A 15391-nucleotide genomic window follows, 5' to 3' on the forward strand; every position below is an offset into this window, starting at 1 on the left:
TAGAAAGCTTATAATAAAGCATTTACCATTTCTTGCTATTTCAAAAATTATGATATTTCAAGAATCAAATCCCGTTTTTAACGATATATAATAATTCTAGAATCGGTTTACAGAACAATGCTTTTATAATCAATCCTTTACAAAAAAGGCATCTCTTTTGCTTTTTGTAAATGAAATAGTACTGATTTCCAAAAACCAACCTAATAGCTTCGATATGATGTATTTATCTAATAAAAAAACGATTATGTTTATCACTGGAGCGTTCATCAGCCATGCTTGCTGGAAAGAATGGATTGTTTTTTTTGAGGATAATGGATATAAAACTGTAGCGCCTCCTTGGCCACACAAAAATGAATCTGCGATTGTTTTAAGACAAGCGCATTCTGAATCAAAAATTGCCTCAATTCGTCTATCTGATTTATTGGATTATTATACCGAAATCATTGATAAACTTCCCGAAAAACCCATTTTAATAGGCCATTCTTATGGAGGTCTTTTAGCGCAATTACTTATTCAGAAACAACTTGGTTCGATCGGAATCTGCATCAATTCTCTGCCGCCTGGCAATCTAACACATTATAATTTTTCGTTTTATAAAACTCTTTGGGCTTTTTCAGGACATTTCACTTCAAAAAATAAAGTTTATTTAATGTCTTTTAAAAAATGGCAGCAATACTTCACTAATCAAATGTCATTTGATGAACAAAAAGAAACTTATGAAACATTATTAATTCCCGAATCTAAATCGATTCTACGGGATATTTATTCCAAACATGGCAAAATCGATTTTAAGAAAAAGCACAATCCGCTTTTGTTTGTATCGGGTTCTGAAGATGCTTTTATTCCAGCTTCTTTGAATTATTTAAATTTCAAAAAATACAAAAACCTGCATTCTATTACGTGCTATAAAGAGTTCGATTTCAATCATTTGAGCATCAATCAGGAAAACTGGGAAACTATGGCTGAGTTTATTGCCAATTGGCTTCAAAAAATCTCTTGACCTGTTGCGTATATTGGACGCGGATGAAATGGATTCGCTATCGCGAAGACGCAGAAAAAAAACGGATTTTTAATTTTATATCCTATTTTTCAATTAGCTGCTTCTATAGCTTAACTTTATTGTTTGGCTAAAGCCTTACAACTTGTTTTATTTTTGACCTCCAGTTAAAACTGGAGGCAATTCATTTAATAATCATAAAAAAATCCGCGTCAATCCGCGTCTTCGCGATAGCGAATCCGTTAAATCCGCGTTCTAATTTATACAGCATGTATACTGGAGATTTAAATAATTCCTTTCTTTATGTCGAGTTTTTTAATCTTCGAATTTAAAGTTGATGGATGAATGTCTAAAATTTCAGCGGCGCCTCCTGCTCCAGAAATTTTTCCGTTGCATTTTTTAAGGATATACAAAATATAATCGCGTTCGTTTTCTAGTATTGTTTTGATTGAAAATGATTCCGAAGGCTGTTCAGGATGCATTTTGGAAGACATAGAAAGTTCAATTTCTTTAATAGTATTGCCGTCTGTCAGTAAAATGGCGCGCTGCATGACATGTTCGAGTTCTCTGATATTTCCCGGCCAATTGTAATTCATAATCTGCTGCAAAGCAAAATCGGAAAGAATTGGCGCTTTTCTACCCATTTTATCACTGTAAACCGCTATAAAATGATTCGCCAGATCGGGAATGTCTTCTTTTCTCTTTTTTAATGGTGGAACCATAATCGGGAAAACATGAAGTCGATAGTACAAATCCATTCTGAATCTTCCCGCAGCTACTTCTTCTTCCAGATTTTTATTGGTAGCCGCTATAATCCTGACATCTATTTTCATTGGCGAAGTGCCACCAACACGTTCAATTTCTCTTTCCTGTAGAACACGAAGCAGTTTTACCTGCAATTCCAGAGACATTTCTCCTATTTCGTCCAAAAAAATGGTTCCTCCGTCTGCCAGCTCAAATTTACCAATGCGTCTGTCGATGGCGCCTGTAAAAGATCCTTTTTCGTGACCAAAAAGCAATGATTCTGCAAGATTTTCTGGAATAGCACCACAATTAATAATAACCAGAGGTTTGTCTTTTCTTGGCGATAAAGCGTGAATACTTTGTGCGATTTTCTCTTTTCCGGTACCGCTTTCGCCTAAAACCAAAACAGATGTATCGGAAGGAGAAACTTTTCGGATATAATTAAAAACCGTATTCATCTGCGAACTGTTGCCAATAATTCCTTCAAAACCTTGTTCGCTATTTGTTGGTTTTGCATTCTTAATTTCTGCTTTTTTAAGAGGCAGATTTACATCTTCATTCGAATAAATTTTAGCAATAAACTGGCAGAAAAGAAGTTCAAGCGAACTCAAAATTCGTAAATGTTCCTGAGAATAAACATTGAGATTACGGCTGTAAAAAGTAAAATGATAGCTCTGGATCGTGGCAATAGAAATCGGAAAAACCAAATACGATTTTATGCCAAAATTATGCGCAATCAAAGCTTTTATTGGAGCTTCCTGAAAGTTGTTTATCAACGCTTCTTCACTGTATATGATAGGCTTTTTATCTATTTTGGACTTTCTGTAGGTTTCATTTATTTCTTTTTCAGACACTTCCGCTATTTGAGAAAGTTTCTGCAAACTGATAACCTGATACTGATCTAAATTTCTGCGGACAATTCCCAGATTATCATAATGTGTCGTAGTCACAAAACCTGTTTCTAGATAATCAAAAGGAATAAAAGTCTGCGCCGCTTTCGCGAAAGCTAATAAAGCTTCTTCTTTCTTTAAATTTGAATTTATAATGTCCGTAATTGCTGCCTGAAGCTGAAATTGCTGTATCAATTGGCTTTCTAAACTATACTGCTGGCGATAAAAAGCAATTTCTAGCGTTGTTAAAACATCCTGATCTCGAAATGGTTTTACAATAAAACCGTAAGGCTGTGTAGTTTTTGCCTGATCTAATATACTTTTACTAGAATTAGCAGAAATAAATATAAAACCAATATATTTTTCTTTAAGGATTTGTGCCAATTCAATACCATTTCGGTTTCCTTTCAGCATAATATCCAAGAAAACCAAATCTGGTCGTGTAATCTCAATTTGTTCCAAAGCCTGCTCCACCGACCGTGCTATTCCTGTAACTTCATAATTTGCTTTTTCGAGAATTAACTGTAAATCGTGAGCTTCAATAAATTGATCTTCTACAATTAATATCCGTTTTCTAAATTCTGAAGAAACAGTTTCATATCCGTTATCGGGAGACTTTTTCATAAGTGAGTAAATTTGTCTTATATTGCACTTAATTTATTGATACAAAAATAGTTAATTATAATAATTAAAATTAACGGTTTCCAAATTTAGATAAATTAAAATCACAATTAACCTTAATTTTCATATTATTTTTCAAATAATCACAAATGTTTCTATTTATATTTGTTAATCAAAAACTTACTAAAATTTAATCTCTAAACCATGAAGCTACTTTACTCGTTTTGTCTGCTCCTCTTAATTGCAGTTAATTCTGAAGCGCAAAACCATCCTGCAACAGCAAATTATGATTTAAAAAAGAAGCGTCTTTTAATACACAACAGTTCGTCTTATCTGTATAATTCTAACCAAGGCGCAATAGACGCTGATAGTGCTGTGGTATTAACGTGCAAGGCCTATAAACTTCCTCTTGCTTTAGCTTATGACGAAGGATTTAATGATGGTTCGCATTTAATTGGAAAAGATCTCATCGAAAAAGAAAATATCGACGCTGCAAAAAAGCTTTATTTAAAATCTAAAGGCGCTGATAAAGTAAAGCTCGCTCTACAATTGGGAATCTATTATTTGTTCAAGCCTTATGCAAAACCAGAAGATATTACCAATGCCAATCTGTATATATCTGATGCGGTAAAAGTCAGCAATGAGTTAAAAATACAAAAATGGCAGCACGAGAGTTTACTGCTTTTAGGGAAGTTTTATTTCCAAATCAATAATTATCCTGAAAGTAAAAAATGCTTTTTGCAGGTTGTAAACGAACGCCGAAAGCAAAATGATAAAGCAGCTTTGGCGTATGCTTTACTTAACCAGGCAACGTATCAGTACGATTTAGATCCTGAAAAAGAGAAAATCTTAAAAGAAGCCGAAGCCTTATTTACAACTTTAGGTCTTGAAGAAAAACTCATTGAAACCAAAGGAAAAATATGTACGATTTATTTCTGGCACGGGAAAATAAACGATGCCAAGAAAATACTGTATCAAAATATTGCTTTGATGCGAAAAATTGGTTTCAGACAGCAGCAATTTAGTGAAACTACAATTTCATATATCGAAGGCGTTCAATTTAATATAAAAGATGCTTTTTATTATGCGATGAAAAGCGTCAAAACCATGGAAGCTACAAAAGACTTTACTTTTGCCGATATCTTTTATATGCGTCTAGGAATTGCCTATTTGCAAATGGGACATACTGACGAGGCGATAAAAATGTCTCAGAAAAGTATTGAACACGGGCAAAATAATTTTAACAGCGGCAGCTGGTACAAAAGTTTTATTACAGCTACAGCCTCTTTGTCTCTGAAAGGAAAAAATAAAGAAGCTATAGAATACATGAATTCTATAACAAGCAAATTTGATCCTCCAAATAGACTTGATGACATGCTTATGAATTATGCTTACGCTAATTGTTATTGGCGCATAAAAAACTATGGCACAGCCGAAAAGCATTTTATAAAAGCTGTAGAAGCTGCAGATGGTATAGATTCACCGCTGACGTTTAGAGACGTCTGCAATACCTATTCGTCAGCTGCTTTGTTTTATGCCAATCGAAACAATCTCCAAAAAACAAAATTGTATTTGGACAAAATTGACGCCGCTTCTAAAAAATACAACAAGAGATACGACTCAGAAGCAGTGCAAATGTCACTTTATAAAATAGATTCGCTCAATGGTGATTTTAAGTCGGCGCTGGCGCATCATAAACTGTACAAAAAGTTTAGTGACTCTATTTTAGATTATTCGAAAAACAAACAAATTGAAGAACTTAGAATTCAGTACGAAACTGAAAACAAAGAACAGAAAATCAAACAATTAGACAAAGAAACCGATTTACAGCAAACGGCTTTAAAAAAATCTAAATTATTAAATACGCTTTCGATCTGGAGTTTGGTTTTGTTGGTTCTTACTATTGCTTTACTGTACAATAGGTATCGACTGAAACAGAGAACAAATGCAGAATTAGAACTGAAAGAAAAAGAAATCAATCAAAAGAATATTAATCTTAGACATTTGCTTGATGAAAAAGAATGGCTTTTAAAAGAAATTCACCATCGTGTCAAAAACAATCTTCAAACTGTGATCAGTCTTCTGAATTCGCAATCGGCTTATTTGGAGAATGATATGGCATTATCAGCTATCAAAAACAGTCAGCACCGTATTCATTCGATGTCGCTTATTCATCAGAAATTATACAATTCAGAAAATATTGCTTCGATCAATATGCAAAATTACATCAAAGAATTGGTCGAATATTTAAGAGAATCTTTCTCGCTTGGACAGCGCGTTCGTTTTGAACTTAAAATTGATCCGCTAGAATTGGATGTTGCGCAGGCGGTTCCGTTGGGATTAATCTTAAACGAATCTATTACCAATTCTATAAAATACGCTTTTCCAGACAACAGAACGGGAATGATTTACGTGACACTCGAACCTACTACCGAAGACAAATACCTGCTAACAATTGCAGATAACGGAGTTGGTTTTGATGCGAATATCAGCAGTAAAAAAATCAATTCGTTTGGTCTGAGTCTTATAAGAGGTCTTAGCGACGATTTGGAAGCTTCTTTTTCTATGGAAAATAATAATGGAACGATTCTTAAAATTGAGTTTTCTAAAGAATTTCCAATTAATGAAAAAAGAAGAGAATTTAGAGACTAAGCCCTAATTTCTTTTAGACGCGGATGAGACGGATTCGTTATCAGGATCCCGATAGCTATCGGGAGCGGATTTGCACGGATTTTTATGTAATTTATTCTAACCTAATCTTATAGGTAAATAAAAAAATCCGTTCATATCCGCGTTTTACGAAGTAATCCGTTTCATCCGCGTCCTTATTTTATTAGCTAGCGAAATCTCACTAATCGAAATGGGTTTAGCGAAATATAGTGCTTTTAAATCCTTCAAAAAGCGCTAAATCCTTATTATTTAGCGCTTTTTTGGTATGGCATGTAAATTGGTTTTTTAGGGAAGTTAACCCATAAAAAACCAATTTATTATGAAAAAATCAATAGCATTAATAGTTATTCTATTGCTACATTTTAGCAGTGCACAAGCTTGCGATAAATGCAGCTCTTACAACAACAGCGATTTTAAAATAAAATCGGCTACAATAACTCATAAGGCAGATTTAGGTCTTACAGTTTGGGACATTAAAGTAGAAGGAACCGCAGGCAAAACAATGCCTAAACCAGTCGGACAGTTAAATGGCGCTCCAGTTTTGGCATACGTTTTCCCAACTACTTTAAAATCTTCTGATATTGGTTTCGGTCAAGTGGAAGGAATTGTAGCACTTGCTCTTACTTCTCATCCAGATTTTGAAGATACTCCGCTTTGGGATGAAAGCCTGGACGGAAATTACCTAAACGACGGTTTAGTATGGCACGCACACTGGGTTTTGCTTGTAGAAGATAAACGCGTTGCTGGAGGACTTTCGGTAAAAGAATTCACAAAAGGAGATCCAAAAGTAGTATTGCCTCCAACAAATCCAGGAATGGCAATGTATATGGACAGCCCAGGTTTTAATATCGTGACAAAAGGAAATTCGATTAAAGTGATTGTTCCCGATTTTAGAATCAACAACAAAACCGATTTTAAGTTTGATGCCGTGAGCTGTTATATGGAAGTCAGCACGGGCGCTGGCGGTTCTCATGATGCCGAAGGTTCTAAACCAATGCTTGGGGTATACAAAGTTTATACAGTTGCGAGTGGAAATCTTTCATTGCCTTATTCTGTAAAATAAAAGTAAATCTAAAGTTTAAACATTATGAAAAAATCAATCATCCTAAAAATGATACTTCTTCCTTATATAATTTTAAGCAGTTTGCCCGCAAATGCGCAAGGTGATTATGCTACAGATCCGCATCTTACGCCAGCTGTAAAAGCTTTTTTAAAACCTTTAAATGCTGGAGGAGCGCCACTGGAATCGCTTCCGGTTGCAGATGCGCGAAATGTTTTGGTTGGCGCACAAAATGCCTTTAAAGTGGATTTGTCTGGAATTGAAGAATCTGAAAAAGAAATCACCGCAGACGGTTACAAAATCAAGCTTAATATTGTTCGTCCCGCTGGTGCGAAAGGAAAACTCCCTGTTTTTATGTTCATTCACGGTGGTGGATGGGTTCTGGGAGATTATCCTACCCACAAAAGGATGGTGAGAGACTTGAGTGTGCTTACGGGTTATGTTGGTGTTTTTGTCAATTATTCTCTTTCTCCAGAACATAAATATCCACAGCCTGTAAATGAGGTTTACGCTGCCGCGAAATGGATTGCAGCTCATGGAAATGAAATTAATGTCGACGGAAGCAAATTGGGAATTGTCGGCAACAGCGCTGGAGGAAATCTGGCTACAGCAAGTGCTTTAATGGCGAAAGAAAAAGGAACGCCTTTGTATAAAGTGCAAATTCTGTTCTGGCCTGTAACCGATGCTAATTTTGAAACAGAATCGTATAAAGTATACGGCAAACAGCGTTTTCTAACTGATTCTTTAATGAAATGGATGTGGGATCAATATGTGGATCCTTCTAAAAGAAAAGAAATCTATGCTTCGCCATTGCAGGCAAGTTTGTCTCAACTAAAAGGTTTACCTCCAACTTTAATTCAGGTTGCAGAAAATGATATTTTAAGAGACGAAGGAGAAGCTTACGGTCGTAAATTAAGTGATGCAGGAGTGGTCGTGACAACGGTGCGCTACAATGACGTCATTCACGATTTTGGATTATTGAATGGGTTGGCTGAAATTCCGCAGACAAAAGCGCTGTTTCTTCAGGCTGCGGCGGAACTTAAAAAATACCTGAAGTAAAATTCACCCTAAACAAACATAACATTTTAAAATTCAATATTTTACATAAATAAAATTTGTAAATTTAGTTTCCAAATTAAATAGATCGTTATGCTTGTACAAGAAAAAACCGGATTGATTGTAATTGATGTTCAAGGAAAATTGGCGCGGATTGTACACAACAGCGAAAAACTGGTGTCCAATTTAGAAAAACTCATTCGAGGCTGTCAACTACTTTCAATTCCGATAATTTGGGCAGAACAAAACCCGAAAGGACTTGGTGCAACAATTCCCGAATTAGAAAAACTATTGCACGAACAGCAACCAATTGAAAAATTTTCTTTCAATGCTCTGGATAATGAAGTTTTTAAAAAAGCAATTATCAATTCTGGCAGAAAACAATGGATAATTTGCGGTATTGAAGCTCATATCTGCGTGTATCAAACTGCTTTGGGACTATTATCAAAAAACTTCGAAGTCGAAATTGCGGCAGATTGTGTCTCTTCTCGAGCAGAAGAAAGCATTTTAATCGCTTTGCAGAAATTGCAGCATAAAGGGGCTGCATTAACGAATGTTGAAATGTGCCTTTATGAACTGGTTAAAGATTCGAGACAAGAAGTTTTCAAAGAAATTCTAACATTAATCAAATAAAAGAATCATGTCAAAATCCAAAACAATTGTGCTTATTCATGGAAATTTTGTTAACGACAAAACTTGGGCAGAATGGAAACAGCACTATGAACAAAAAGGATATACCGTTTATGCGCCGGCCAATCCTGGACACGATGGAAATCCTGCCGAATTGAGAGCTAAGGTTCATCCTAACCTTACCAAAACAGGTTTTATAGATGTTGTCAATAATATTAGCCGATTAATAGATACATTGCCAGAAAAACCTTTGGTAATAGGACATTCCATGGCTGGAATGGCCGCTTTAAAATTAGTCGAATTAGGCAAAGCCGCAGCTGGCGTAAGTATTGACGGAGCGCCTCCAAAAAATGTGTTTCCGCCTTTTCAAACCTTAAAAACGGTAATTCCTGCTTTTGGCTTTTTCTCTTTTAATAAATATTTCATGGGAAGCAGAAAATGGTACGATTATGCTTTTTTTAATACTATTCCAGAATCACAAAAAAGTATTGCTTTTGAGAAATTTGCAGTGCCAGAAAGTTATAAAGTGAGCCGAGAACTGGTTTTAAATTCGTTTTCGAATATCAATTTCAAAAAACCGCACGAACCTATTCTATTTATCGGAGGCAGTAACGATCATATCTTTCCTCCAAGTTTAACAGAAACAATTGCGAGCAGATATAACGGAAATGCAGGCCGTGTCGATCTTAAAATATTCGACGGCAAAAGCCATTTTATCTGCGGAGAACCAGGCTGGGAAAGCGTTGCCGATTATATTTTAAATTGGTATGAAAAATTGTAAAACAGATTTAATATAAATCAAAAGCCCTGTATCACGATTGTGACGCAGGGCTTTTTTGATGAAATTTATTTTATTATAATCTAAATTTATTTCACATCAAACCAAAGTTTGGTTGTCAATAAATCTTTTCCTTGATCGGTTAAAGCATTCTGATAGCTTACGCCATTTAATGATTGCTCCGTACCAGGATAGAAAAAACGCGAAGGTATTTTTCCGTCCAAAACCGTTGCTGGACCAGCTGTCAATACAGGATAATCCAATCTTCTCCATTCTGCAAAAGCGTCTAAACCTTGACCAAAAAAGGCAATCCATTTTTGTGTTCCAATAGATTTAGCATAATTCGTTGCATCGTATTTTACGCTTGCTTGGTTCAAATAATTCGCAATAACTGTCGCGTCATTAATACCAAACTGATTAAATGATGCTGTAATAGCATTTTTATAAAGCTGTTCTGCATCTCCAGCGATATAACCACGTGCAGCTGCCTCTGCAAGATTGAACAATACCTCAGAATACGAATAAATTACAGCAGGCGATGTTGACGTAAGGAAATAAGTTCCTGGTTTTGATGTTTTAGCAAAACCTTGGCTGTTAGCATCACTGTTTGATAATCCATTTCCTCCTCCAACGTAGGTACCAACACTTGCATCAGATGGCAATTGTGCATAAACTGGCAAACGAGGATCTGCAAATTCTTTTAGTTTGTCAACCATCGTTTTAGAAATACGGTAATCATCACGAGTTTCAAACCAAGCTGAGGCTGGATTTTGCTGCGGTGAGCTAATGTATGTAAATTTAAACGTATCGCTATTGCTGCTCAAAACTCCTCCTGCATCATTAGTCGCATCTATTGCAGCTTGTTTAGCCAAAGCAGGTTCTCTGTCAGCAATTTTTAAAGCTATACGCAAACGAAGCGAGTTTACGTAACGTTTCCACTTTGCAATGTCTCCTTTATAAACTAAATCACCAGTTACTGTTCCATTTGCTGCACCCAATAAAGACTGAGCGTTTTTCAAATCTTCAAGTAATCCTGTATACACTTCTTTTTGAGTGTTGTATGAAGGCGTTATACTTTGACCAGCTTCTTTGTACGGAATACTTCCGTAAGCATCTGTCAACAATAAAAATGTCCATGAACGAAGTGTCAAAGCAATTCCTTTATAATTTGAATTCGCCTGCGCATCTGGAAAATTGATGATGGTATTCAAATCTGTGATTAAGGTTGCGTAACCAGTGTTCCATAAAGTAACGAATGAAGCGTTTGAAACATCATATCTATCTGGCTCTGTATATTGGATTTTTGCCCAATGCTGCACAAATAATAAAGAAGAGTCAAAGTTATTCGTAGAACCCCAATATAAGTCGGCTCCTTGTTTTAATGTACCGGTTAACAAGTAAGGCGCTAATGGTGTTTCGGTTGCATTTGGATTTTTATTGATATCATCCAACGTATCGCTGCAAGAGCTAAACGTTAAGGCAAAGAGAGTTATATATGCTATTTTTTTTAACATGATGCTGAGTTTTAGAATTTAAGATTAACATTAAGACTGAAATTTCTGGTAGTTGGTAAAGCTAAACTTTCCAATCCCTGCGCATTTCCAGTATTGAAAGCGGTTTCAGGATCAATATTTGGTGCGTCTTTGTAGATAAAGAACAAGTTACGGCCAACAGCAGTAATACTTGCCCCTTCTAATCCAAGTCTTCTTGCAAATGCTTTATTGACATTGTAAGACAATTTTATTTCTCTCATTTTTACAAAAGTTGAGCTGTAAATGTATGCTTCGCTGATGTTATAAGATGCTTTATAATATTCCTGTGCACTTAACACGGTTGTATTTGGAGATCCGTTTTCGTATACTCCGTTAAAAATCATACCATCGTCATATACGGTTACACCCGCTGGGGCAGTTCCGTTTACCAATGTTTTTGTAGTTCCGTCTACATAATAACTTAAACCGCCGTTTTCAGCACCACGCCCAGGAAGCGTTGAAGCCAATACTCCTGTATAAGTACCTGTTCTGTTGGTGCCTGAGAAAATTTCTCCTCCTACGCTAGCATCAACTAAGAACGATAATTCAAGATTTTTATAGGTCAAGGTATTGGTAACACCTGCCAAATAATCTGGGGTGTAATGTCCTAAAACTCTCTTCGTTGGATCTGCTTTTGGAAGTCCGTTTGCTCCTACTACAATATTCCCGCTCGCATCACGCAAATAAGCTGTTCCGTAAAGTGCTCCGTATGCTTGACCTACAGATGCCAATACATCTACACCTCCAGAAGTACCAATTGTATAGTTTTGAATTTGTTTGGCATAATCTAAAATTTCAACTTCACTAGTGTTTTTAGAATAATTTGCTCCAATATTCCATTTGAAGTTTTCTGTTTGAATAGGAGTTCCGTCCAATTGAATTTCTATACCTCTATTGTTTATTTTACCAGCATTGATTAACTGGGAGTTATAACCGCTTGAAGTTGTGGTTTTAATCTCCAAAATCTGGTCAAAACTATTTGTATTGTAATAAGCAGCATCAAAATGAAGTCTGTTTTTAAAGAAAGTAGCTTCTAAACCTACTTCGGTAGAACGTGTTGTTTCTGGTTTCAGGTTTTCATTCAATTTTCTTTGTGATGAAGTTTGAATTGGATTTCCGTCAAATGCTGTCTGGAAATTATAAACCGTAGCCAATTGATACGGATCTGCATCGTTACCCACTTCAGACCATCCACCACGTATTTTTAAGAAATCAAGCGTATTGCTTTTCAAATTGAAAGCTTCAGATAAAACCAAACTACCATTAATAGAAGGATAAAAATAAGAACGGTTGCTGCTTGGTAATGTAGATGACCAGTCATTACGCCCTGTAACGTTTAAGAAAGCATAGTTTTTATAACCAAATTGCGCAGAAGCATAAGCACTATACACTCTTAATCTTGATAAGTTGTTTGATGATGTCAATGGATCACGCGAATTGGTTAAAGTGTACAAATCTGGTACAGCCAAACGCGGTGCTTTCTGATAATTGTTGGCATCGCTGTGATTACGAATATTAAATCCGGCAAGAGCGTCTACAGTAAAATCGTCGTTTATTTTTTTAGTATAAGTAAAAATACCTTCTGTATTTTGCTCATTTACTGTGTAAGCATCTTCAGCATAAGATCCGAAAGGAGTTCCGTTTGTACCATATCTGATCTCATATTTTCTTCTGTCATTATAATAATCAACTCCTGTACGGAATTTAAAATTAAGTCCTTCAGCCAATTTAGCATCCAAATGCACGTCTCCAATTATACGGTTACGCTGCTGGCTTGTAGTGTTGTAATACGCATTCCAATACGGATTGCTGTAGTAACTGTTATTCCAGTTCACTTCTCTATTGCTTTGAAGCTGGTTAATATCAACCTGACGACCGAACCAAAGGAACTGTAACATTACACCTGCAGCACGGTTTCCAGAAGGACCTCCCGGTAAAGCTGGAGAATTGGTTGTAATGTAATTTGCCGTTACCCCTACTTTGATACCTTTTGAAATTTGGTAATTCGTATTAAGCGTAAAGTTGGTTTTATTCACTTCACTATTAGGCACTGTTCCCAATTGTTTTTGATTGTTCACCCCTAAACGGAAATCCGATTTTTCATCTGATCTGGCTACCGAAATACTGTTATCATAAGTAATACCAGTATTAAAGAAGTCTTTCACGTTATTAGGATGTGCTACAAAAGGTACAGCCGCTCCATTGGAGTAAAATTGCGGAATAAGTCTTCCGTCCATTCTTGGCCCCCAGCTTTCGTCAACACCATCATTTACGCCTCCGCCTTTACCGTCTACAAAACTAAATCTTCCGTTTGATCCTTGACCATAAGAGTTTTGAAAGCTTGGTAAAGTAGACACTTGAGAAATCGTAATCCCAGAATTCAACGTAATTCCTAATCCTTTCTGACTTTTTCCAGATTTTGTAGTAATCAACACAACACCATGCGCTGCACGCGATCCGTAAAGTGCTGCAGCATTTGGCCCTTTCAATACAGTCAATGTTTCAATATCATTAGGATTCAAATCGGCAATAGCATTTTTAAAGTCACGAGTTGCCCCACCAACGCTTCCTAACTGCGAGTTATCTACTGGAACTCCATCTACCACAAACAATGGCTGGTTATTTCCTGCAATTGAAGTTTCTCCACGAATGATAATACGAGATGATCCCATATCTCCTTGCGAATTTGTAATACGAACACCCGCTAATTTTCCGCTAAGACTATTCAAGAAGTTAGTTTCTTTTGTTTCAGCAATATCTTTAGTCTTAAGTGCTTGTGTACTATATCCTAAAGATTTCTTTTCTTTAGAAATACCCAAAGCCGTAACTACAACTTCTGATAATTGATTTTGTTCTTCTGTAAGGCTTATCGTTACTGGATTTTCATTTACCACAACTTCAGCTTTTTTATATCCTAGATAACTTACTAATAAAGTGTAAGGCAATTTTTGTCCTGTTTGAAAGAAAAACTTTCCATCAAAATCGGTTTGAACTCCGTGCGTAGTTCCTTTAATAGTGATAGAAGCCCCAATAATAGGCTCTTTTGTAACGGCATCAATTACTTTTCCTTCTAGTTTAGACTGAATTAATGGCTTGTTATCTTGTGCTTTAACTCCAATTGAAATTAACAACACACATAAGTAAGCATATCTTTTTAATTTTATTTTCATTACTTTATTTTAGTTTAAAATAAGGTAAGCCAAGGATAATTTTATCTTCCTGCTTTCCTTTTAGAGATGACTATTTCTTTTAAGCTTCTGCCATTTCTGCAACTGCAAAAATGGTTTTCTCTTTTAGCTGCAGCACATTCGTTTTTTCATTTTTACTTTTTTTTTGGATTACTATTATTTAAAATTGGCCTATAAAATTTTAAACCCATTTAGGGTTTTGGTATTAATTGATAATGAATTAAAAAAGAGGAATTTTAACTGCAGTAACGCATTCGGCCGAATTGCCAAATGGTTTTGCTTATTTGAAATGGAAGTGTGTGGATTTTAATCACTGCGTTTTCTTAGTTATTTTTAAACTCTACTAATTTGATAGAACAAAAGTAAATTAAAAATACGATTTCCCAAATTTTAAATAAACTTTTTGCAAAAAAATTGTTAACGAAATCGTTGCAGATATTATAAAACACTAAAAACAAAATAGTTACAAAATACTGTTGATTTTGTGTTTTTATAAGAATTATAGTAAAAGAGAAAAATTAAAAGTCGTTTTAATTCTTTTAAATTCCATTTTAATAAAGTAAAAGCAAAAAAAAACTCCAAGATCGTAAGACCTTGGAGTTTGTATTTTGTTTTTTAAAATGATTTACATTTCGTTAAACTCGTGTAAAGATTTTAATGTAGTTTCATAAAATAAAATTGCAGCGATAAGATTTCCTTTATCTGAGTAAGGCATCATTTTTCTTTGAAATTCTACTGTCGTATCTAAGAAAGTAGTTGTGCCTTCTGCTTGTCCGTCTAATATTTTTTTGTTGTCTGCTGTATCAGGAATGCCCAAATCTGCCATTGTAACACCTGGTTTAGTAACCAAAGCAATGTAAGGAAGTGTTTTTACCAAAACTTTAATACGCTCAATGTACAATTCTAAAAGTTCTCCTTTTTGCATACCACTTAATTCTTTTTGATCATGGTATTTACGAATTAAAGCTGTTGTACTAATGATACTTCTTGGTGCATTTTTTGCCTGCGCAGAAACAGCAGCAGTTGTCAAGAAGAAAAGGACACATAATAAAATAATCTTACTCTTCATTTTCATAATAGATTTGGTTCTTGAATAAAAACAAAAATATATAAATTATGTTAAAAAGCAACTTTTATATTTCCTTTTTCACAATAAAATTACATTTGTTACGTTGGGATAAGTAAAATAGTACACCAAAACCCCAGAAATTAAGGATTTTTCGGC

General features: G+C 35.3%; 10 protein-coding genes. 6 read left to right on the forward strand and 4 right to left on the reverse strand.

The features are described from left to right. Positions 1 to 214: 214 nt before the first annotated feature. Entirely contained in the window at positions 215 to 1000 is a 786-nt protein-coding gene (locus tag ACWA1F_RS08295) for an alpha/beta hydrolase (protein WP_456893187.1), read from the forward strand. A 281-nt stretch (positions 1001 to 1281) separates the two neighbouring features. Here the strand turns inward: ACWA1F_RS08295 and ACWA1F_RS08300 are convergent, their stop codons facing one another. Beyond that, positions 1282 to 3255 (reverse strand): sigma 54-interacting transcriptional regulator, encoded by a 1974-nt coding sequence (locus tag ACWA1F_RS08300; protein ID WP_456893189.1) that lies wholly within the window; start codon positions 3253 to 3255, stop codon positions 1282 to 1284. Between the two features lie 201 nt (positions 3256 to 3456). Here ACWA1F_RS08300 and ACWA1F_RS08305 point away from each other — a divergent pair, with 201 nt between their 5' ends. The 5 genes from ACWA1F_RS08305 (at position 3457) to ACWA1F_RS08325 (ending at position 9449) form a co-directional block, all read left to right on the forward strand. Further along, a complete protein-coding gene (locus tag ACWA1F_RS08305; protein ID WP_456893191.1) occupies positions 3457 to 5904 on the forward strand; it encodes a sensor histidine kinase in 2448 nt (815 codons plus the stop codon). Between the two features lie 337 nt (positions 5905 to 6241). Then, entirely contained in the window at positions 6242 to 6985 is a 744-nt protein-coding gene (locus ACWA1F_RS08310; protein WP_456893193.1) for a hypothetical protein, read from the forward strand. A 24-nt stretch (positions 6986 to 7009) separates the two neighbouring features. Next, positions 7010 to 8041, forward strand: coding sequence for an alpha/beta hydrolase (locus ACWA1F_RS08315; RefSeq protein WP_456893195.1), 1032 nt, complete (start codon positions 7010 to 7012; stop codon positions 8039 to 8041). 90 nt (positions 8042 to 8131) lie between these two features. Then, the gene (locus ACWA1F_RS08320) at positions 8132 to 8671 is read left to right on the forward strand and encodes a hydrolase (RefSeq protein ID WP_456893197.1); all 540 of its coding nucleotides are present in this window, start codon (positions 8132 to 8134) and stop codon (positions 8669 to 8671) included. A gap of 7 nt (positions 8672 to 8678) precedes the next feature. After that, positions 8679 to 9449 carry an alpha/beta hydrolase gene (locus ACWA1F_RS08325; protein WP_456893199.1) on the forward strand — a complete coding sequence of 257 codons (771 nt, stop codon included), beginning with the start codon at positions 8679 to 8681 and terminating at the stop codon, positions 9447 to 9449. A gap of 86 nt (positions 9450 to 9535) precedes the next feature. On the opposite strand, the gene ACWA1F_RS08330 is transcribed toward ACWA1F_RS08325, so the two are convergent. From ACWA1F_RS08330 to ACWA1F_RS08340, 3 genes are all read right to left on the reverse strand, one after another. Next, positions 9536 to 10960, reverse strand: a complete 1425-nt coding sequence (locus ACWA1F_RS08330) for a SusD/RagB family nutrient-binding outer membrane lipoprotein (protein WP_456893201.1) — start codon at positions 10958 to 10960, stop codon at positions 9536 to 9538. A gap of 11 nt (positions 10961 to 10971) precedes the next feature. Beyond that, complete coding sequence (locus ACWA1F_RS08335; protein ID WP_456893203.1) at positions 10972 to 14148, reverse strand: SusC/RagA family TonB-linked outer membrane protein; 3177 nt, start codon at positions 14146 to 14148, stop codon at positions 10972 to 10974. A gap of 643 nt (positions 14149 to 14791) precedes the next feature. Beyond that, on the reverse strand, positions 14792 to 15235 hold the full coding sequence (locus tag ACWA1F_RS08340; RefSeq protein WP_306160957.1) for a hypothetical protein: 444 nt from the start codon (positions 15233 to 15235) through the stop codon (positions 14792 to 14794). Between the last annotated feature and the right edge of the window lie 156 nt (positions 15236 to 15391).

The organism is Flavobacterium erigeronis (assembly GCF_054075165.1).